Origin of the sequence: Bariatricus sp. HCP28S3_D3 (assembly GCF_052065755.1) — a bacterium.
Classification (GTDB): Bacteria; Bacillota; Clostridia; order Lachnospirales; family Lachnospiraceae; genus Allocoprococcus.
In genome coordinates this window covers 77,330-95,779 of the sequence record NZ_JBQHTK010000001.1, presented here as the reverse complement: position 1 = coordinate 95,779, position 18,450 = coordinate 77,330, and the positions used below count along the sequence as shown (strand labels likewise).

20 protein-coding genes are annotated in these 18,450 nt (G+C 44.6%); 18 read left to right on the top strand and 2 right to left on the bottom strand.

The window, feature by feature from the left end; translation table 11 throughout:
- Positions 1-68 precede the first annotated feature (68 nt).
- The 15 genes from ACTNB3_RS00425 to ACTNB3_RS00355 all read left to right on the top strand — a co-directional run bounded on the left by ACTNB3_RS00425 (position 69) and on the right by ACTNB3_RS00355 (position 14,990).
- Positions 69-1,241 (top strand): MFS transporter, encoded by a 1,173-nt coding sequence (locus ACTNB3_RS00425; RefSeq protein ID WP_427818964.1) that lies wholly within the window; start codon positions 69-71, stop codon positions 1,239-1,241.
- A gap of 102 nt (positions 1,242-1,343) precedes the next feature.
- Positions 1,344-3,110 carry a S8 family peptidase gene (locus ACTNB3_RS00420; protein ID WP_441024048.1) on the top strand — a complete coding sequence of 589 codons (1,767 nt, stop codon included), beginning with the start codon at positions 1,344-1,346 and terminating at the stop codon, positions 3,108-3,110.
- A gap of 215 nt (positions 3,111-3,325) precedes the next feature.
- A complete protein-coding gene (locus ACTNB3_RS00415) occupies positions 3,326-3,748 on the top strand; it encodes a hypothetical protein (RefSeq protein ID WP_427806749.1) in 423 nt (140 codons plus the stop codon).
- Between the two features lie 155 nt (positions 3,749-3,903).
- Positions 3,904-4,140 (top strand): DUF3791 domain-containing protein, encoded by a 237-nt coding sequence (locus ACTNB3_RS00410; RefSeq protein WP_427806818.1) that lies wholly within the window; start codon positions 3,904-3,906, stop codon positions 4,138-4,140.
- Entirely contained in the window at positions 4,137-4,607 is a 471-nt protein-coding gene (locus ACTNB3_RS00405; protein WP_427806750.1) for a DUF3990 domain-containing protein, read from the top strand. The genes ACTNB3_RS00410 and ACTNB3_RS00405 overlap by 4 nt, the downstream gene beginning before the upstream one ends.
- Complete coding sequence (locus ACTNB3_RS00400; RefSeq protein WP_427806751.1) at positions 4,604-4,837, top strand: DUF3791 domain-containing protein; 234 nt, start codon at positions 4,604-4,606, stop codon at positions 4,835-4,837. The genes ACTNB3_RS00405 and ACTNB3_RS00400 overlap by 4 nt, the downstream gene beginning before the upstream one ends.
- Before the next feature lie 345 nt (positions 4,838-5,182).
- Positions 5,183-6,628 (top strand): family 43 glycosylhydrolase, encoded by a 1,446-nt coding sequence (locus tag ACTNB3_RS00395; RefSeq protein WP_441024045.1) that lies wholly within the window; start codon positions 5,183-5,185, stop codon positions 6,626-6,628.
- An 83-nt stretch (positions 6,629-6,711) separates the two neighbouring features.
- Positions 6,712-7,317: a sugar O-acetyltransferase gene (locus ACTNB3_RS00390; protein WP_441024042.1), complete on the top strand. Its 606-nt coding sequence runs from the start codon at positions 6,712-6,714 to the stop codon at positions 7,315-7,317.
- 59 nt (positions 7,318-7,376) lie between these two features.
- Entirely contained in the window at positions 7,377-8,441 is a 1,065-nt protein-coding gene (locus ACTNB3_RS00385) for an MATE family efflux transporter (protein WP_441024039.1), read from the top strand.
- 261 nt (positions 8,442-8,702) lie between these two features.
- On the top strand, positions 8,703-9,128 hold the full coding sequence (locus ACTNB3_RS00380) for a MarR family winged helix-turn-helix transcriptional regulator (RefSeq protein ID WP_441024037.1): 426 nt from the start codon (positions 8,703-8,705) through the stop codon (positions 9,126-9,128).
- Positions 9,129-9,213: 85 nt separating this feature from the next.
- Positions 9,214-9,585, top strand: a complete 372-nt coding sequence (locus tag ACTNB3_RS00375) for an MATE family efflux transporter (protein ID WP_427818980.1) — start codon at positions 9,214-9,216, stop codon at positions 9,583-9,585.
- 602 nt (positions 9,586-10,187) lie between these two features.
- Positions 10,188-11,606 carry a magnesium transporter gene (gene mgtE, locus ACTNB3_RS00370; protein ID WP_427818981.1) on the top strand — a complete coding sequence of 473 codons (1,419 nt, stop codon included), beginning with the start codon at positions 10,188-10,190 and terminating at the stop codon, positions 11,604-11,606.
- Between the two features lie 187 nt (positions 11,607-11,793).
- A complete protein-coding gene (locus ACTNB3_RS00365) occupies positions 11,794-12,345 on the top strand; it encodes a nicotinate-nucleotide adenylyltransferase (RefSeq protein ID WP_441024035.1) in 552 nt (183 codons plus the stop codon).
- A 17-nt stretch (positions 12,346-12,362) separates the two neighbouring features.
- Positions 12,363-13,811: a 5-bromo-4-chloroindolyl phosphate hydrolysis family protein gene (locus ACTNB3_RS00360; RefSeq protein WP_441024033.1), complete on the top strand. Its 1,449-nt coding sequence runs from the start codon at positions 12,363-12,365 to the stop codon at positions 13,809-13,811.
- A gap of 45 nt (positions 13,812-13,856) precedes the next feature.
- Positions 13,857-14,990 carry a toxic anion resistance protein gene (locus ACTNB3_RS00355; RefSeq protein ID WP_427818984.1) on the top strand — a complete coding sequence of 378 codons (1,134 nt, stop codon included), beginning with the start codon at positions 13,857-13,859 and terminating at the stop codon, positions 14,988-14,990.
- A 97-nt stretch (positions 14,991-15,087) separates the two neighbouring features.
- On the opposite strand, the gene arcC is transcribed toward ACTNB3_RS00355, so the two are convergent.
- Together arcC and ACTNB3_RS00345 are read right to left on the bottom strand one after the other, a co-directional pair.
- The gene (arcC, locus tag ACTNB3_RS00350; protein ID WP_441017838.1) at positions 15,088-16,017 is read right to left on the bottom strand and encodes a carbamate kinase; all 930 of its coding nucleotides are present in this window, start codon (positions 16,015-16,017) and stop codon (positions 15,088-15,090) included.
- 70 nt (positions 16,018-16,087) lie between these two features.
- Positions 16,088-16,639: a prolyl-tRNA synthetase associated domain-containing protein gene (locus tag ACTNB3_RS00345; protein ID WP_427818986.1), complete on the bottom strand. Its 552-nt coding sequence runs from the start codon at positions 16,637-16,639 to the stop codon at positions 16,088-16,090.
- A 218-nt stretch (positions 16,640-16,857) separates the two neighbouring features.
- On the opposite strand from ACTNB3_RS00345, the gene ACTNB3_RS00340 reads away from it, so the two are divergent.
- The 3 genes from ACTNB3_RS00340 to nrdR all read left to right on the top strand — a co-directional run bounded on the left by ACTNB3_RS00340 (position 16,858) and on the right by nrdR (position 18,444).
- The gene (locus ACTNB3_RS00340; protein WP_427806819.1) at positions 16,858-17,115 is read left to right on the top strand and encodes a PRC-barrel domain-containing protein; all 258 of its coding nucleotides are present in this window, start codon (positions 16,858-16,860) and stop codon (positions 17,113-17,115) included.
- A gap of 30 nt (positions 17,116-17,145) precedes the next feature.
- Positions 17,146-17,862 (top strand): NUDIX domain-containing protein, encoded by a 717-nt coding sequence (locus tag ACTNB3_RS00335; RefSeq protein ID WP_441024031.1) that lies wholly within the window; start codon positions 17,146-17,148, stop codon positions 17,860-17,862.
- 132 nt (positions 17,863-17,994) lie between these two features.
- Positions 17,995-18,444 (top strand): transcriptional regulator NrdR, encoded by a 450-nt coding sequence (gene nrdR / locus ACTNB3_RS00330; protein ID WP_427806761.1) that lies wholly within the window; start codon positions 17,995-17,997, stop codon positions 18,442-18,444.
- The last annotated feature ends 6 nt before the right edge of the window (positions 18,445-18,450 follow it).

Here is an 18,450-nt window from a genome sequence, read left to right as displayed (position 1 = left end):
CAGCGGAAACAGATCATACCGCGTGAGAATAAAATATATTGCAGAATACAAAAAAAGGAGTGATGATTATGCCTGATTATCGGAAAACAAAAAGAGCCTGTTATATGGGATTTATTACACAGGCAATTGCAGCTAATTTTGCCCCGCTGTTATTTTTAAAATTTCATTATGATTATCAGATTACACTTGGAAAAATTGCATTGATTTCTACCTGCTTTTTCTTTACACAGTTGCTGGTAGACCTGTTTTGCGCAAAGTTTGTGGACAAAATAGGGTATCGAATCTGTATTGTTGCTTCTGAGGTTTGTTCGGCAGCGGGACTCATTGGTCTGGCGTTTTTGCCGGATCTTTTGCCGGAACCGTTTGTCGGAATGATCCTGAGTGTTATTGTGTATGCAGTCGGCAGCGGTTTGATTGAAGTGCTTTGCAGTCCGATTGTGGAGGCATGTCCATTTGACAACAAAGAGGCAACGATGAGCCTGCTTCACTCTTTTTATTGTTGGGGAGCGGTAGGGACAATTGTAATCTCTACACTGTTTTTTGCGGTGTTTGGCATGGACAGATGGAAATGGTTGGCTGTCTTATGGGCACTTGTTCCGGCCATAAATATCTATAATTTTGCTACTTGTCCAATCGAACATCTGGTAGATGACGGGAAAGGAATGGGAATAAAAGAACTGTTTCGAAAACCTCTTTTCTGGATCGCAATATGCTTAATGATATGCTCCGGCGCATCAGAACTGGCAATGGCACAATGGGCATCGGCTTATGCAGAGGCGGCTCTGGGGCTGTCAAAGACAGTTGGAGATCTGGCAGGTCCCTGTATGTTTGCTGTTACAATGGGGATCAGTCGTGTGATCTTTGGAAAATATGGTGACAAAATGGATCTGATGAAATTTATGACAGGATCTGGAATACTATGTGTGATATGTTACCTGCTTGCTTCTGCATCGTCGAATCCGATAGCCGGTTTGATCGGATGTATTATCTGCGGCTTTTCTGTCGGGATCATGTGGCCCGGCACGATCAGTATTTCATCAGAGAGATTTCCGGCAGGCGGAACAGCGATGTTTGCGTTGCTGGCTATGGCAGGGGATCTGGGCGGAAGCATAGGTCCGGGCATTGTCGGACGTGTGACTCAAAGTGCAGGAGACAATATTCGTGTGGGTATGGGAGTCGGACTTTTGTTCCCCATTACCTTATTAATCATGCTTTTTATTCTTGCAAGGCAAAAGAACTAGGAATAAAAGTCTGAATCGAGTCTGTGTTCGAAAAATGTGAGCAGTCAAGATTCTAGAAAGTCATCATATATTGTAAAAAGCAAAATGATAGGATTTCTTGAAATGACGGAACAGAATCTGGAAAATATGTTGAATCTCGCATTGGACGCGACGGAAGAAGAGCGGGAAAAATCTCTGAATCTGGATGTGGGGTATTATCCGATTGAAAAAGAATGGGAGTTGATTGTAAAGTATTCCGGCTCCCTGGATGCGGTACGGGAGTTCGCCGTGCAGGTGACCGAACTGAAAAATGAATATGCGATCGTCGTTGTACGGGAATCAGACATACACAGACTTGCGGATCTGCCGCAGGTGGAGTATATTGAAAAGCCAAAAAGATTATATTTTCAGGTGGAAAACGGAAGACGGGTATCTTGTATCAATTCGGTACAAGATGCCCGCTTTTTTATTCCGGGCAGGCCTGACGGGGCGGAAGGACTCTTCGGAAAAGGAGTGCTGGTTGCGATTCTGGATTCAGGGATTGATTATGCAAACATGGATTTTCGGAATCCGGACGGCACGACGAGGATTGTCAGTATCTGGGATCAGACAACTCCCGGCACGCCACCGGCAGGGTATGCGCTGGGGGCTGAGTATAGCAGACAGCAGATTGATGACGCGCTTCTTAAGAATGATCCGTTGGAAATGCGCAGACTGGTTCCCGTAACGGATACGTCCGGACACGGTACGGCGGTGGCTGGAATTGCGGCGGGAAATGGACTTGGGAGTGGAAATCGGTATCGCGGTGTGGCCAGTGAAAGTGAATTGATAGTTGTGAAGCTTGGAAGACCGAGGGAAGAAGGCTTCCCGAGGACGACAGAATTGATGATGGGGTTGAATTATGTGGTGGAGAAAGCACTTGAAACAGGGAAACCGGTGGCAGTGAATATCAGTATTGGGAATACGTATGGGTCACATGACGGCACCTCTCTTCTGGAGCGTTTTATTGATGATATTTCGAATTTCTGGAAAAGTGTGATCTGTATCGGAATGGGAAATGAGGCTGCAAGCGCCGGGCATATCTCCGGAATATTGCAGGAAGGGGAAGAAAAGCGCATTCAGCTTGCCGTTCAGGAGAATCAGCCTACCCTGAATGTTCAGATCTGGAAGTCTTATGTTGATGAGGTGGAAATATCTCTCAGAACGCAGGCAGGAACAATTGTCGGTCCAATCCGGGAGGTGCTGGGCCCGCAACGTTTTCGTGTTGGTGCGACAGAAATTCTTCTTTATTACGGAGAGCCGAATCCATACAGTACGGCACAGGAAATCTATTTGGATTTTCTTCCTATCGGAACGTATATTACTTCCGGAATATGGGAGATTGTACTTACTCCAGGTAAAATTGTGGAAGGAAATTATGAAATGTGGCTTCCCAGTGAAAATGTGCTGAATAAAGGAACCGGATTTCTGTTTCCACAGGAAAATGTCTCCCTCACGATTCCATCGACTGCAGAACGTGTGATTTCGGTTGGAGCCTATGATGCACGGACACTTACCTATGCAAATTTCTCCGGTCGGGGATATCTGCTCGGCGGAGGAAGAGTGAAACCGGATCTTGTTGCTCCGGGAGTGAATGTCACGACTACCCGCGCCGGAGGAGGAACGGTGACGGCGAGCGGGACATCTTTTGCGACACCTTTTGTGACCGGGGCGGCAGCTCTCCTTATGGAGTGGGGAATTGTATGGGGGAATGATCCGTTTTTGTATGGGGAGAAGGTGAAAGCTTACTTAAGAAGAGGAGCCAGAGCGCTCCCGGGATTTGAAGAATATCCGAATTCACAGGTGGGGTATGGGGCTTTATGCGTGAGCGAAAGCCTGCCTAAGAGATGAAGTAAAAAAGAAACGAAAAATTACAAAATGCTGTTGACGGGACAAAGTTTTAATAAAAAATGAAATGGTACAATAAATTAAAAATATTGAAAAGGATATTGACATGTATTATAATTTTAATACGAAAATCAAAGATGTTAGCAATTAAATAAAAAATGAACAAAAATAAAATTAATAAATAAATTGATAAAATAGAACAAAGGAGACAGAGTGGAATGAGAATATCAACAGCTGAGATTAAAATGTTAATAAAAGAATGTGTTAGGCAGGGTGGAATGTACACTGCACCAGATTTTAAAGAGTATATAGTAGCAAATAGTGGGAAAGATGTTACACGTGGTCAAATATCTGGAGCTGTGTCTCAGTTAGTTGATACGAAAGAGATTGTAAGAGTTGGGCGCGGTTTATATGCAAAGGATATGAAGGTGACCGCAAATAAAAAGAAAAGCAATGATGATGAAGTAAAGGATACATTAAAAATACAAATTTATAATACATTGATTAAAGTGGAGAAAGAGTTGGCAACAACAATTAGCTCAGTTGATATTTGGAAATTAAATGGTGAAAATTTTGAAATTGTGACAAAAATGCGTGAATTGAAAGATTCTATAGAAGAGATAAAAACGCAATGCAAATAAGAAGGGGATATAGAGGTGGTAATGAAGTGAAACATAATATTCTTGATTCAATATTATCAAATACAGTTTTAGGTAAGGAAGAAAAGGAAAAGTCAATTAACGTTGCTCTTTCTGAAATTGCAACAAATATTAAGTAAAGGGAGGTAGGATTTGTGATGCAGGATGGAAAAATAAAGAATTCCAGTGAGTTGGAGTTTGTCGTATTTTGCATTGAAAATGTGGCGGCAAAACTGGGTGTAGATGCAGAGTATGTCTATCAGGCATTTACTGAAAAGAGCGACATTCTGAACGGATATATCGTGCCGGAATATGAAGTGCTGCATACTCAGAGCCGGGAATATATCGTAGACGACCTTCTTGATGTGATGAAAGAAAGGGGTGTGAAAGTATGATTCTCTATCATGGTTCTTTTTTAGAGATTGCAAAGCCGGATTTGGTTCATTCCCGTCCTAATGTTGACTTCGGACGTGGCTTCTATGTCACGCCACTGCATGAGCAGGCTGAAAAGTGGTGCGGAAAGTTCAAACGTCGTGGAAAAGATGGTGTTATTTCTCGATATGAGTATGATGAAAGTCGGAAAGTTGAACTGAAAATATTGAAATTCGATTCGTATTCCGAGGAATGGCTGGATTTTATTCTGAACTGCCGTAGCGGAAAAGATTCGACAAATTATGACCTTGTTGTGGGCGGTGTTGCCAATGATAAGGTATTCAATACGGTGGAACTGTTTTTTGACGGATTGATTGATAAGATGGAAGCCATCAACCGTCTGCGATATGAAAAGCCGAACCTGCAAATTTGTTTTCGCACAGAGAAGGCATTGTCTTTGCTGCATTTTGAAGGGAGTGAAATATTATGACAGCTAATCCGATTTTACTTCAGAAAAAATACAGCCGTGTCATTGAGTGTTTTGCTAAACAGCAGGGACTTTCACTGGATGCGGCATTGGATTTTTTTTACCATTCCGAGGTCTATCAGCTGATTCGTGACGGTGTATCGGATATGCACTGCATGAGCGATGCATATCTGGCAGAGGAACTGGAACAGGAATATGCTGAGAAAAAGCAGTTGGAAAAAGGGGAATTTTGACATACAGTGGTAAATTGATTATTCCGGCCCCTTTGGGTTCTTCCGCAACTGCCCGTTTTCTACTTCCAATGAAATTATTTCTGTGATAAAATATTGATATCAAGTAAAGGCTGAGATCGTAAAAGACGGAATCACAGATGACGCATGGAGTGCATACCTTGATAAAATGGATGCTATGGGACTTTCCGAACTGCTGGAACTGAAGCAGAAAGGTTTCGATATGTTCTATGAACTGACCAATTATTAATTGGGTGTCACGGTACTTGATGAAGTAATGTGCGAGGGCTGCCGTATTGGCGGCCCTTTTGCAAATGAATGATTTAAAAAAAGACGGGAGGAAGAGCAATGGATCTGTTTTACTCACCGGAGTATGCAAAAACAGGAGATGTCATCCCATATTACAATGAAGAAACAAAACGGTTTGAAGGTTATTATTTAAAGAACTGGAATCCGGATGCGCCGAAGGATATGGTCGTGTACGGATGGCATCATATTGTTTCGGAGGACAACCGGAATTTTATAGAAACGCCCACCAACATTCACGGAGGGACAGGTTCCATTCTGAAAGTGAACGGACTGTATCACATGTTTTACTGCACGTTTGATCAGGAACCGCAGGCCCAGTGGGCAAGACATGCGACCAGCACCGATCTGGTACACTGGACAGATATACCGGAAGAGAAATTTACAGCTGACGGAGAAATCTACAGGATGTCGGACTGGAGAGATCCATTTGTATTCTGGAATGAGGAAGAGCAGAAATGGTGGATGCTGCTTGCTGCACGGGAAAATGGTGCAACTGAGAGAAATGGCTGTGTAGCGCTCTGTGTCTCAGATGACCTGGCTCACTGGGAATACAGAAGACCGCTTTACGCACCGCGAACCCATCAGGGAGCTTATGAGTGTCCGGACTTCTTTAAGATGGGAGACTGGTATTATCTGGTTTATTCCAGTTATACGGACGGATTCAGTACCTATTATCGTATGAGCCGGTCTCCAAAAGGACCATGGCTCAAACCCAGAGTGGATACCTTTGACGGAAGAGCTTTTTATGCGGCTAAGACAGGGACGGATGGAAAGGATCGTTTTATTTATGGATGGAATCCGACCCGGGGAGAAAACGGATGGGGCTTTGATCCGGGGAACGATTTTGGAAAGGACTATCAGACCTGGAACTGGGGCGGTTCCATTGTAGTACACAAGATCCTGCAGCATGAGGACGGGACGCTGGGGGTATGCCCGGTGGACAGTGTAGCCAATGCGTTTGTCAGGTCGGAAGGAATACATGCAGAAGGGCTGACCGGAACATGGACGAAAGATCATAACAGCCTCAGCTGCTGCTCGGAATACGGTTATTCGGCTGCGCTTGCGCAGAAAATCCCGGAACAGTGCTGTATCCGTGCAACTTTGAAATATACAGGAGAACCGTCCCGGTTTGGCCTTGCTTTGCAGGTGGACGAAAAATTTGACTTCGGATATTATCTGATGTTTGAGCCGGAGTTCAACAGAATTCAGTTCCGTTCCGGACTTAGAATGTATGAACAGGGAGGACAGATGTTCCCGTATGCGGTAGAGATGGAGCGTCCGCTTACTCTGGAGACGGACAAAGAATACGAACTTGCACTCTATATACAGGATACGATCGCTGTACTCTATGTAAACAACGATGTGGCTTTTGGTTTCAGAATGTATAATTATCAGGGACGCAGTCTCGGGTTCTTTGTCTCTGAGGGAAATCTGGAAGTAAAAGATGCAGTGATTATGACGGAAAGGAGAGAAGCATTTATCTAGGGAGATAATTGACATAATAAATTTTCAGGAATATAATAGCAGGCTAACGATAATGAAAAATATGAATTTGAGGAGTTTTGAAAATGGATCAAAAAGAAAGAATGCTTGCAGAACTTCCCTACATTGCATCTGATGAAGTATTGAGCAGGGAACGCCTGGAATGTAAAAGAAGGATTTATGAACTGAATCAAGTCCATCCGGATCAGTATAATAGGATTCCGGGGCTGCTAAAGGAATTGTTTGGAAAAAGCGGCGAAGCTGTTTTTGTAGAGCCTCCATTTCATTGCGATTATGGTTATAACATAGAGGTCGGAGATGATTTCTTTGCAAACTATAACTGTACAGTTTTGGATGTTGCAAAGGTGACAATAGGGAAAAATGTCATGCTGGGACCAAATGTGTCTTTTTATACTGCCGGACATCCGTTACATCAAGAATCCAGAAACTCCGGCTATGAATACGGTATTTCAATTACTGTCGGAGATAATGTGTGGATAGGCGGGAGCGTCGTGATTATCGCGGGAGTGTCGATTGGGAATAATGTTGTGATTGGCGGCGGTAGTGTTGTGACCAGAGACATTCCGGACGGGGTGGTTGCTGCGGGTAATCCCTGCAGGGTGATCCGCGAGATCACGGAAGAAGACCGGAAATACTATTTTAAGAAGAGAGTTTTTGATGTGGAAATCTAACAGGTATTTGGGAAGCGGTTGTAAAAATAGAACCGGCTTGTCATATTATCGGGCTGGAAATGGGTGGAAATGCAGTCATCCTTACCATCGGTGTGGCAGTTGTGCTGACTGCGGCGGGGGAACTTGTGGCGTCGCCGATGCTGGCGCTTTTGAAAACACCGGAAAATATTGTTGTAGGTTCTCTGACATATCTGCGGGTTATGATAGGCGGGCTTACGGTCATCATGTTTTATAATCTTGAAGCCTCTCTTTTAAGGACATTAGGGGATGGACGGTCTCCTTTGACAGCCATGGTGATTGCTTCCTGCACGAATATAGGTTTGGATCTGCTGTTTGTGATGGGATTCCGTTTGGGTATTGCCGGTGCTGCTGTGGCAACGCTGATGGCACAGGGGATTTCATGTATCTATTGTTTTGTTGTCCTGCGCAGAGTTCCTTTTTTGAAGTTGAAGCGTCAGGATTTTGCGATAGATATCAGTCTGGCAAAAAGGCTATTAAGGCTGGGGATGCCTGTCATGTTCCAGGATGCAATCATCAGCATTGGAGGGATGGTGCTTCAGTCAGTCATCAATGGGTTTGGCGTATTGTTTGTAGCGGGTTTTACGGCAACAAATAAATTGTATGGTATTTTAGAGACGGCGGCTATTTCATACGGATATGCAATTTCTACTTTTGTTGCTCAGAATAAAGGGGCGGGAAAAGATAAGCGTATTAAAGCAGGCATGAGGAAAGGGATTGCTATGGCGTTTGCCACCTCAGTGATGATCTCTCTCATTATGTTCTTATGGGGAAAAGATATTCTTTCTTTGTTCATTTCATCAGAAGAAGTACAGGCGCAACAGGTATTGCAGATTGCCCATCATTACTTGATGATTATGAGCACTTTCCTGATTATATTATATGCTCTGCATACTTATCGCAGCGCCCTGCAGGGGATGGGAGATACTGTCATACCCATGGTATCCGGAATGGTGGAGTTTGGCATGAGGGTATCTGCTGCCATATTTCTGCCGCGGTTTATAGGGCGGGAAGGAATTTTTTATGCAGAGATTCTGGCATGGTCGGGGGCCTGTGTGCTGCTGGTAACTGTGTATTACAAAAGGATTGCATTTTTCAAAACATAAAATGTGGTAACAGTTCAGCTATGCACAGATATTTAAAAGCAGAATGCGCAAGTTTACTTGCAGCAGACTGCTTTTAAATATCTGTATATGGCGCTCTGCCATGAGCGAGAGCCTTAGCTGCATATGCAGCGGGAAAGACTGCGAAGCAGTCAGCTCGAGCTTTATGGCTGAACTGTTACAAAATGTGCATAAAATCAAACGCATGCTATTGATATAGGGATAGTAGTGTGCTATATTTATCGGCAGAAAGGGGGCATAGATATGGCAGACCATGTGTCCTGCGGGATACTGATGAAGCAGATTGGCGACGAGATGCAGAAAAGGGCAGACAATAAGATGCGTTCATGGGATATGACAATGGCACAGGCAGGAGCCCTGCTGGCACTGAACGATGCCCCGGAAAAACAGCTTTCCATGAAGCAGTTGGAGAAGGTTCTATGTATTGCGCAGTCCACGACTGCCGGTATCATTTCCCGGCTGGAGCAGAAAGGGTTGGTGGAAGGATATGCTGATACAGTGGATAAACGGATTAAGCTGGTGCGCATCACGCAGGCGGGAATAGACAGGGTTCTGGAAACGAAGCGGGACATGATCCACTCGGAAGAGATGCTTCTATCGGGGCTGACCGAGACAGAGCGTGATATCCTTTATTCACTCCTTAAGAAAATTAAGTATAGTTTAAAATAAGTGCTCACAAAAAGTGAGTATTTATTTTGGGTAATTCAATAGCTAGAGATTGAAAGCATACGATTGTTTAAGAAAGGTGGTTTCAATGGAAAAGAAAAAGGAAAACAAAAATCTGGAAGTGTTCAGCAATGCGCCTGTTCCTCAGGCAGTGCTAAAAAATGTGTTGCCTGCAATGGCTGCGATGATTATGGTGCTAATCTATAATCTGGCGGATACCTTCTTTATCGGTCAGACCCATGACGATATTCTGATTGCCGCCGTGTCTCTGGCTATGCCGGTATTCCTCCTCTTTACGGCGGTAGGAACGATTTTCGGTGTGGGTGGTGTCTCGGTGATTTCCCGGGCTTTGGGAGAGGGGCGGGCAAGGCCATGCAGCATCAGGTTATCGAACGGATCGACAAGGGAGAAACATATGAATCAGAGAGAAAGAAGAGACAATAAACTGCCTTATAGCTAAAAAATTAATACTGGCTAAACTCTTTAAGGTGTGGTATAATACTTCCGTTAATGGGGGAATATTTCCATCTGTTAAAATATTCCTTATAAAATATCATATCTGAGAATAAATGAACAAGTGAGGTGAGAATATGGACGGTAGTAGTGCACGAAGTAGGGACAGGGCAGTCATAACCTGTCAGAATTGTTGCGGTTTTATGCCGTCTGTATTCTGACCTGGTTTTTGAATCTATAAGGCGAAGAGGGAGACCACTTTGCCGTTTCTTTATGAGCATATGAATTTTGCTCCGTTTCAGAGAATGGCTGCCGTTGTCCGTTTCAAAGAACACACTACATCAATGTAAGGCGGGTGTAGAAAAAGTGTTTTGCAGGTGACAATGGTATTTTTTTGCCCATTTATCCTGAAGCGTTTTTCTATGTCCATCTTTACCATGCATGCCTGAATGGCTTGAATTTTATCTTGAAAGAAGATAAGACTCTCACTTTTATAGGTGCGAGTTGCGACAAGTTAGTCTTGGTGGAGATCCAATCTCATTCCAAGATAAAGCCACCGGCGGATAACAGAGGTGTACTTGATTTTGATGCGTAAAGGAGGAACAGACAATGAGTGCAAAGAAGAATTTCCCAAATGAAAATGCGGCTGTTGTACAGCACCCGGACTACAGCAATGAAATAGCGGCAATTGCACGCAGCAATCTGACACCAAGGCTGATGCGGGAGAAGATTGGAGATTATCATGAGAATGATATTGCCGATGCGCTGGAGCTTCTTAAAAAGGATGAGCGTATGCGGCTTTACAGTATACTCGATACGGATATGCTTTCTGATATTCTGGAGTATTCGGACAGGAGAGACGAGTGGCTGAGTGAGCTCGGAATCCGGAAAAGGGTTGAGGTGCTGAACCGGTTCGAAGTGACGACCGCCGTGGAGTATCTCCGCCAGCTCGATAAGAAGCAAAGAAGTGTATTGATCGATCTGATGGAAGACGGTGCGAAAAAGGAGATTGCGTTTTCCAGTGCTTTCGATGAGGATGAAATCGGAAGTAAGATGACGACGAATTATATTGCAATCGGTGCGGGACTGAATGTGCGTCAGGCGATGAAGGAATTGGTGGATCAGGCGGCGGATAATGACAATATTTCCACGATTTATGTGCTGGATGAAGACAAGGTGCTGGTCGGGGCAATCGATCTGAAGGACCTGATCGTTGCCAGAGAGAATACGGAATTGGATAGTATTATCATGACATCCTATCCGTACGTGTATGCGGAAGAGCAGATTGAAGACTGCATTGAGCGCCTTCAGGATTATTCCGAAGATTCGATTCCCGTTCTGGATGAAAATAATAAGCTCAAAGGCATATTGACAGCGCAGGATGTAGGTCAGATGATCCATGATGTATTGGGAGATGACTATGCAAAGCTGGCAGGTCTTTCTGCGGAAGAGGATCTGGAAGAGCCGCTTCGCAAAAGTATCGGGAAACGGCTTCCATGGCTGTTGGTACTTCTGGGACTAGGACTGGTCGTTTCCTCTGTGGTGGGAATTTTTGAAAAAGTAGTCGCACATCTGGCGCTGATCGTATGTTTCCAGTCTCTCGTACTCGATATGGCGGGAAATGTAGGTACACAGTCACTTGCTGTTACCATTCGTGTTCTGATGGACGAGCAGGTCAGCAAAAAACAGAAATTATACCTGATTTCCAAGGAGGCGAGAGTCGGGCTGTGCAACGGTTTGATTCTTGGAGTATTGTCTTTTCTGTTTATCGGACTATACCTGTATCTTCTGAAAGGGCAGGTGCTGATTATGGCTTTTTCGATTTCGGCTTGTACCGGAATCGCGCTTCTGGTCGCAATGCTTCTTTCCAGTATTGTAGGTACTACCGTGCCAATGCTGTTCAAACAGTTAGGTGTGGACCCGGCGGTCGCTTCCGGGCCGCTGATTACTACGATCAACGACCTGGTTGCTGTAGTTACTTACTATGGACTGGCCTGGGTGTTGATCATCAATGTGCTGCAAATGTAGACCCAGGCGAGTAATGTCGAATAAAAGAAAGTATTTTGGTAAGAGGAATAACCGTCCCACTGACGGTTATTTTTCTGTTTAAAGGTATTTTCAATTATTTGAGAATGAAGTATAATGAATTATATGTACGAGTAATCGGGAAGATGCAGATACAAAAGAAAGAGCTGCATGGAGGGAGAGCAGAAAAATGATCGATGTTGGGGTAGTTTATGGTAGATTTCAGATTCTACATCTGAAACATCTGGAATATATATTGGCGGCTAAAATGCGATGCAGAAAGCTTTATGTGGGAATATCGTTTCCTGACGAGTCTTATATTCAGGAAGACTCTGAGATGGATGAAGAAAGAAAGAAGTCGTCCAACCCTTTGACATATTTTGAAAGATTTGAAATGATACGGGATTGCCTTATCGATTTCAAAGTGCCGAGAGAAGCATTTGACATAATTCCTTTTCCAATCGAACGTCCGGAGTATCTTAGGCAGTATTTACCGAAAGATGCGGTGTGTTTTCTGAGTATCTGTGATGAAAAGACGAAGAGGGAGGAAGAAGTATTAAGAAGTATGGGATATGCGGCAGAAGTGCTTTGGCGCAGGAATGAGAGTGAGAAAGGAATAACCGGTACCCAGGTGAGACAGAGAATTCTGGCGGATGAGAAATGGAACGATCTGGTGCCGAAAAGTGTATATGAATACATCATTTCAAATGGAATTGACAACCGTATAAAATATACGAAATAGAATGGCAGGAGAAGAAGATGAACAATCAGGAGTGGGAACGCTTTGGCGAGGATATCCGCAGAATGGTGCAGGACGCAGTGGATTCCAGAGATTATCGCAGACTGAATCAGACGATCACGAATACGATTAATCAGGCGCTGAATGAGGCAGCACGGAGTATGCGGAATATGGGAAATGCACGAAACAGGGGAGTTTTCGGGCATGGATGGCAGAATCCGGATGGAATGAACGGGGATTTTGGACCAAACTGGCAGGGAAGCGGCTCTTATGGCAATGACTGGCAGAATCATGATCAGGGAGCCGATTATCGCTATGAGACCGGAAATGCCGGGACAGATTATCAATATGGGGCCGGAAATGCGGGAACTGAATATAATTATGGCCGTCAGAGCCAGCCATTTGAGACTCAGAACAGCAATGCAATGAAATATGAAAGTCGTTCCAAAAACCAGCCGGCTCTTTATGCATCGATGACCGGCACACAGGCAGGCGGAATTCTTCTATGTGCATTTGGATATCCGGTTGCGGTTATTTCCGGGATTTTACTCCTTCTGGGAATTGCCGGACTGTTTCTGATCAAACCGGGTGAGGCGCTTGCGGTGCTTATCGTTTCACTTGTCTTTACAGGGGTATTTGGCGGGATGGCAGGTGCCGGAACCTCGATTTTGAAACGAATTGGAAGGTTTAAGAAATATATGAGTTTCCTTCAGGACAGAGAATACTGTGATATTAAAGAACTTGCGGAAAAGACGGGGAAAACGGCAAAGTATGTGGCAAAGGATCTCCGGAAGATGATCGAAAGCGGATGGTTCCGTCAGGGACATCTGGATGGTCAGAAGACTTGCCTGATGGTGACTGATCAGGCATATGACCAGTATTTGCAGTTGGAAGAACAGATGCGGGAGAAGGAGCGGGATGAGATTTATCGCGAACAGCAGAAAGAGAAAGAAGCCCGGATGCAAAAGGAAAAGCAGGATCAGGTAAAGCGTGAAACGGAAAAGGCCAGAGAAGGTCTGACTCCGGAGGTACGTGAGATCATTGAGCAGGGTGATGCATATATCCGGAAGATTCATGCGTGCAATGACGCGATTCCGGGTGAGGAGATATCAGCTAAAATCTCCAGAATGGAGATGGTCGTGGATCGGATTTTCGATCGTGTAGAACAAAATCCTGAGACGGTAGGAGATATCCGGAAGCTGATGGAATATTATCTTCCAACGACTGTTAAGCTGCTGGAGGCATATGAAGAGATGGACCGTCAGCCGGTAGGAGGAGAGAACATACAGACAGCAAAAGCGGAGATCGAAGCGACCCTTGATACGTTGAATCTTGCATTTGAGAAGCTGTTGGACAGCCTGTTTCAGGATACGGCATGGGATGTGTCTTCGGACATTTCTGTTTTGCATACCATGCTTGCGCAGGAAGGGCTGACAGAAGAAGAATGGAAACGGAAATCCGGGAAATAGCAAATAGACAAGGCAGAATGCAGAGGAAAATGGAGGTTTAGGAACATGAATGATGAATTCAAAACATTTGCACCGGCACCGGAATTAACGCTGGAGCCGTTTAAAGAAGAAATGCAGACACCGGTACCGGCACCTGAAAAACAAGAAATTATGGATGAATCAATTTTAACGGACGACGAGAGACGTACAGTCGATCAATTCGCAAGCCAGATTGATCTGACGAATTCTACGATGATTCTTCAGTATGGCGCCGGAACCCAGAAAAAGATGGCGGATTTTTCTGAGACTGCAATGGAGAATGTGAAGACGAAAGATCTGGGAGAGGTGGGGGACCTTCTTTCCGGTGTAGTAAAGGAACTTCGAAACTTTGACGAGGAGGAAGAAAAGGGATTTCTCGGAATTTTTAAGAAAACGTCCAATAAGATACAGTCCATGAAAGCGAAATACGCGAAAGCAGAGACGAATATCAATGAGATCTGTAAAGTTTTGGAGAATCATCAGGTCTTACTTCTAAAGGACATTGCGATTCTGGATAAAATGTATGAACTGAATCTTACGTATTTTAAAGAGCTTACCATGTACATCCTTGCGGGAAAGAAAAAGCTGCAGGAGGTTCGCACGACGAAACTGCAGGAGCTTGTTCAGAAAGCACAGATGTCAGGACTTGCGGAAGATGCGCAGGAGGCAAGAGATCTTGAGGCTATGTGCGGACGGTTTGAGAAGAAGATCCATGATCTGGAACTCACACGGACGATTTCCCTTCAGACTGCTCCGCAGATCCGCCTTGTGCAGGGCAATGACACGTTAATGGTAGAGAAGATTCAGTCAACGATCGTGAATACGATTCCGCTTTGGAAGAGTCAGATGGTGCTTGCGCTTGGTGTAGAACATTCCGCCCAGGCGGCAGCGGCGCAGCGGGAAGTGACGGATATGACAAATGAGCTTCTCAGAAAGAACGCTGAGAAATTGAAGATGGCGACGATTGATACGGCAAAAGAATCCGAACGTGGAATTGTTGATATGGAAACCCTGAAAGCGACAAATGAATCTCTGATTTCAACGCTGGATGAAGTGATGAAGATTCAGCAGGAGGGACGCCAGAAACGTCATGAAGCGGAGCAGGAGATGCAGAGGCTTGAAAATGAGCTGAAAGGGAAGCTGCTTCAGCTGCAGGGATAGGTTGAAAAGATAACGATGAAAAGAGCAGGAGCGCGAAAACGGAAATGAATAATCCGTTTTCGCGCTCCTGTTATAATGTCATGCATACGTGAGTGTTTTATTTGATCACAGTACCGGTACGTTCTTTTAATGCGTCGTTTAATGCTTCCATAGAAGTGATGATCGCACGTCGTCCCTCTCTTTTTTCGATGAAAGAAACAGAGGCCTGGAATTTCGGAAGCATATTGTAGACACCGAAATGTCCCTCGTCCATGTATTTCTTTGCGTCATCCAGAGAAATCACGCCAAGTTCCGTTTCCTTATCGGTACCACGATTGATGCATACTTTCTCTACGCTTGTCAGAATGATCAGCTCATCTGCGTCGATCTGTTCTGCAAGAAGTCCGGCAGTCAGGTCTTTTTCAATGACAGCACTGGCACCTTTTAAATGGTGTCCCTGTTTCAGTACCGGAATGCCACCGCCGCCGCCGGCAACTACGATCTGGCCTGCATCCAGGAGCGCATTTACGGCATCTGCTTCAACTACTTCTACCGGATTTGGAGAAGCAACGACACGCCGAAAGCCTTGTCCCGGAACCTCAACAACATAATTTCCTTTCTTTCGCTCGATTGCAGCATCTTCTGCATCCATGATACGTCCGAGTACCTTGGTTGGAGTGTAGAAAGCTTCATCATAAGGATCAACAATGACCTGAGTCAGAACTGTACTGACGGTGCGGTAAATGCCCCGGTTCATCAGTTCTTCGCGGATGCCGTTCTGCAGGTCATATCCGATATATCCCTGAGACATAGCGGAGCAGACTGACATCGGAGAAGGGGTAAAATCTTCGTGGGATTTGCCGAATTCATTCATGGCGGTATGAATCATACCTACCTGTGGTGCATTGCTGTGTGTGATTGCAACATCGTATCCTGTTTCAACAAGAGCAGCAATCGATGCGGCAGCTTTTTTTACTGCAGCCTTCTGTTCCGGAAGTGTATTTCCGAGAGCACGATGACCCAGTGCAACGACAACTTTTTTCTTCATATAATATACCTCGTTTTTCTGAATTAGAGTATGTGAAAATTATAGTATCTTTTTTATTAAATTGCAATCCTTATAATGCGACTATATGATAAGAATGTCCCGTAGCTTTCACGAATTTCTGAAGAATATCGGAGGTTCGGAGCTTCAGACTGGAAGTGTTGATGCAGGGATGGCATCCGAGATATTCTTCTTTCAGTAAATCTTCATCAATCAGAAGATCGACCTGCTCTTCGACATCGTTCATCAGTCCGAGAACGCTGACGCTGCCCGGAGTAATGTCCAGAAATTCTTCCATGTATCGTGATTCCGCGAAGGAAAGGCGGGATACACCGAGCTGATGTGAGAGTACTTTTGTCTCAAAATGCTTGTCACCCGGCATCATCAAAAGAAAGAAAGTTGTTTTCTGGCGGTTGCATAGAAATAAATTCTTGCATACCCCGATCTGCAGTTCCTTCTCGATTTCCCGGCAGTCTTCAATGGTGTTGGCAATATCATGATCGACACCTTCATAGGGAATCTGCAGTTTGTCAAGAAAATCATAGACCCTTTCTTCTTTCGCCAGGCGTTTGGAACAATCCGGTTTGGAGGTGAAATGTATCTTACTGACATGAATGGTTTCCATAGTAAAGTCCTCCTGATGTAAAAATGATGAAATAATTGTATATGTGTAGTAAAATACTAGTGTACTGATAATTAATACTTATATCATAGCATGAAATCTGCAGTTTTCAAGAAAAAGCATGGAAGAATCAGGTCCGGAAGCCGGGAAACATCATATACTGGCAATAAGAAGAGTTCGGAGTGTGTGCCGTGAAAGAAAAATGTGACAAAGAAAACCGGATCCGTTTTTGCGAACTGAGAGAGAAGGAAGTAATCAACACCTGTAATGGGAGACGGCTGGGGTGTGTGACGGATATTATACTGGATAAGTGCTCCGGGACAGTGGAGGCTATCATAGTGCCGGGACCGGGGAAGGTGTGCGGGCTGTTTGGATATGATGCGGAATATATTATTCCGTTTGAATGTATCTGCAGAATCGGGCCCGATATCATTCTGGTAGAAATCTGCGAAGAGAAATTTTTAAAAACGTGTAAATAAGAAATAAAAAAAGAAGGAGAGGAATTGAAAATGGCAGCATTTTTGGAGAACATTGCCCCATTCACGGGAAACGGAAAGAAGAATGATAAGGGGCAGGATCTGGAAGAATTTCTGGAAGAATATGATCCATATAAATATAAGAACCCCTGTGTGACAACGGATGCGGTTGTATTTTCCTGGTCGGATAAGGGAGTGGAATCGAAAGGGCCGAACCTGGATTCTGTATGGAAGGTTCTGATGATCAGGAGAGGGAATCATCCGTGCATCGGATGGTGGGCTCTCCCGGGAGGGTTTATTAATCTGAGGGAGAATCTGAGAGATACGGCGAAGCGGGAATTGATGGAAGAGACCGGTGTGGACGACCTGCCCATGGAACAGATCGCGGTGTATGGAAATGCGAACCGGGATCCGCGAGCGCGTGTGATCACCTCTGCATATATGTCTGTTGTGGAGGAAACCAAAGTGACGGTGCATGCAGGAGATGATGCGGATGCGGCTCTGTGGTGCGAGATTTACTGTGAAAGCGGCGCCTGGGAAAATGTAGAAGACGGAGGCAGGAAAAGAAGCCATTTCCTCAGATTGGAGAATAAGGCATATGAACTGGAACTTACGGCTGTGGTAGAAGAGGATTTAAAAGGGGACATTGTGCAGGAAAGAGACTTCCAAGTCATGGATACAAATCAGATAGCCTGCGACCATGCGGCAATCATTGTACAGGCATGGCAGATTCTGAAAAGCAGACTGTAAGTATTTCGGGGAATTTTGTTTGACAAGAAAATAGTCTACATTTATACTATTAATATTGAGGAAAAGGTCGCCACACGGGACCATAGCGTTTTCCGGGGTGTGTGGGGAGAGAAAGAGACAGGAGGATAGAAGATGAAGTGTCCATATTGTGGTAACATTGATACCAGAGTTATTGATTCAAGACCGGCTGATGACGGGACATCGATCAGGAGAAGACGTTCCTGCGATGCCTGCAGCAAGAGGTTTACAACGTATGAGAAAGTGGAGACGATTCCGCTGATCATCATTAAGAAAGACAATACCAGGGAACAGTATGACCGTGCGAAGATTGAAGGCGGTGTTTTAAGGGCATGCTATAAGAGACCGGTGCCGACTTCTGAGATCCAGAAGACGATCGACACGATCGAGACCGATATTTTCAGCCGGGAAGAGAAGGAAATTCCGAGCAGTGTGATCGGCGAGATCGTGATGGGACATCTGAAAGAACTGGATGCGGTTGCTTACGTCAGATTTGCATCTGTTTACAGAGAGTTTAAAGATGTAAATACATTTATGGCGGAACTGAAGAAAATTCTGGAATAATGTGTT

Coding starts and splice junctions, on each gene's coding strand:
- arcC (WP_441017838.1), bottom strand. CDS start 16,017: ATGAAGAAAAAAGTTGTCGTTGCACTGGGTCATCGTGCTCTCGGAAAT.
- ACTNB3_RS00405 (WP_427806750.1), top strand. CDS start 4,137: ATGATTCTCTATCATGGTTCTTTTTTAGAGATTGCAAAGCCGGATTTG.
- ACTNB3_RS00375 (WP_427818980.1), top strand. CDS start 9,214: ATGGAAAAGAAAAAGGAAAACAAAAATCTGGAAGTGTTCAGCAATGCG.
- ACTNB3_RS00390 (WP_441024042.1), top strand. CDS start 6,712: ATGGATCAAAAAGAAAGAATGCTTGCAGAACTTCCCTACATTGCATCT.
- ACTNB3_RS00400 (WP_427806751.1), top strand. CDS start 4,604: ATGACAGCTAATCCGATTTTACTTCAGAAAAAATACAGCCGTGTCATT.
- ACTNB3_RS00425 (WP_427818964.1), top strand. CDS start 69: ATGCCTGATTATCGGAAAACAAAAAGAGCCTGTTATATGGGATTTATT.
- ACTNB3_RS00355 (WP_427818984.1), top strand. CDS start 13,857: ATGAATGATGAATTCAAAACATTTGCACCGGCACCGGAATTAACGCTG.
- ACTNB3_RS00345 (WP_427818986.1), bottom strand. CDS start 16,639: ATGGAAACCATTCATGTCAGTAAGATACATTTCACCTCCAAACCGGAT.
- ACTNB3_RS00365 (WP_441024035.1), top strand. CDS start 11,794: ATGATCGATGTTGGGGTAGTTTATGGTAGATTTCAGATTCTACATCTG.
- ACTNB3_RS00410 (WP_427806818.1), top strand. CDS start 3,904: ATGCAGGATGGAAAAATAAAGAATTCCAGTGAGTTGGAGTTTGTCGTA.
- nrdR (WP_427806761.1), top strand. CDS start 17,995: ATGAAGTGTCCATATTGTGGTAACATTGATACCAGAGTTATTGATTCA.
- ACTNB3_RS00420 (WP_441024048.1), top strand. CDS start 1,344: ATGACGGAACAGAATCTGGAAAATATGTTGAATCTCGCATTGGACGCG.
- ACTNB3_RS00335 (WP_441024031.1), top strand. CDS start 17,146: ATGGCAGCATTTTTGGAGAACATTGCCCCATTCACGGGAAACGGAAAG.
- ACTNB3_RS00360 (WP_441024033.1), top strand. CDS start 12,363: ATGAACAATCAGGAGTGGGAACGCTTTGGCGAGGATATCCGCAGAATG.
- ACTNB3_RS00385 (WP_441024039.1), top strand. CDS start 7,377: ATGGGTGGAAATGCAGTCATCCTTACCATCGGTGTGGCAGTTGTGCTG.
- ACTNB3_RS00380 (WP_441024037.1), top strand. CDS start 8,703: ATGGCAGACCATGTGTCCTGCGGGATACTGATGAAGCAGATTGGCGAC.
- mgtE (WP_427818981.1), top strand. CDS start 10,188: ATGAGTGCAAAGAAGAATTTCCCAAATGAAAATGCGGCTGTTGTACAG.
- ACTNB3_RS00395 (WP_441024045.1), top strand. CDS start 5,183: ATGGATCTGTTTTACTCACCGGAGTATGCAAAAACAGGAGATGTCATC.
- ACTNB3_RS00415 (WP_427806749.1), top strand. CDS start 3,326: ATGAGAATATCAACAGCTGAGATTAAAATGTTAATAAAAGAATGTGTT.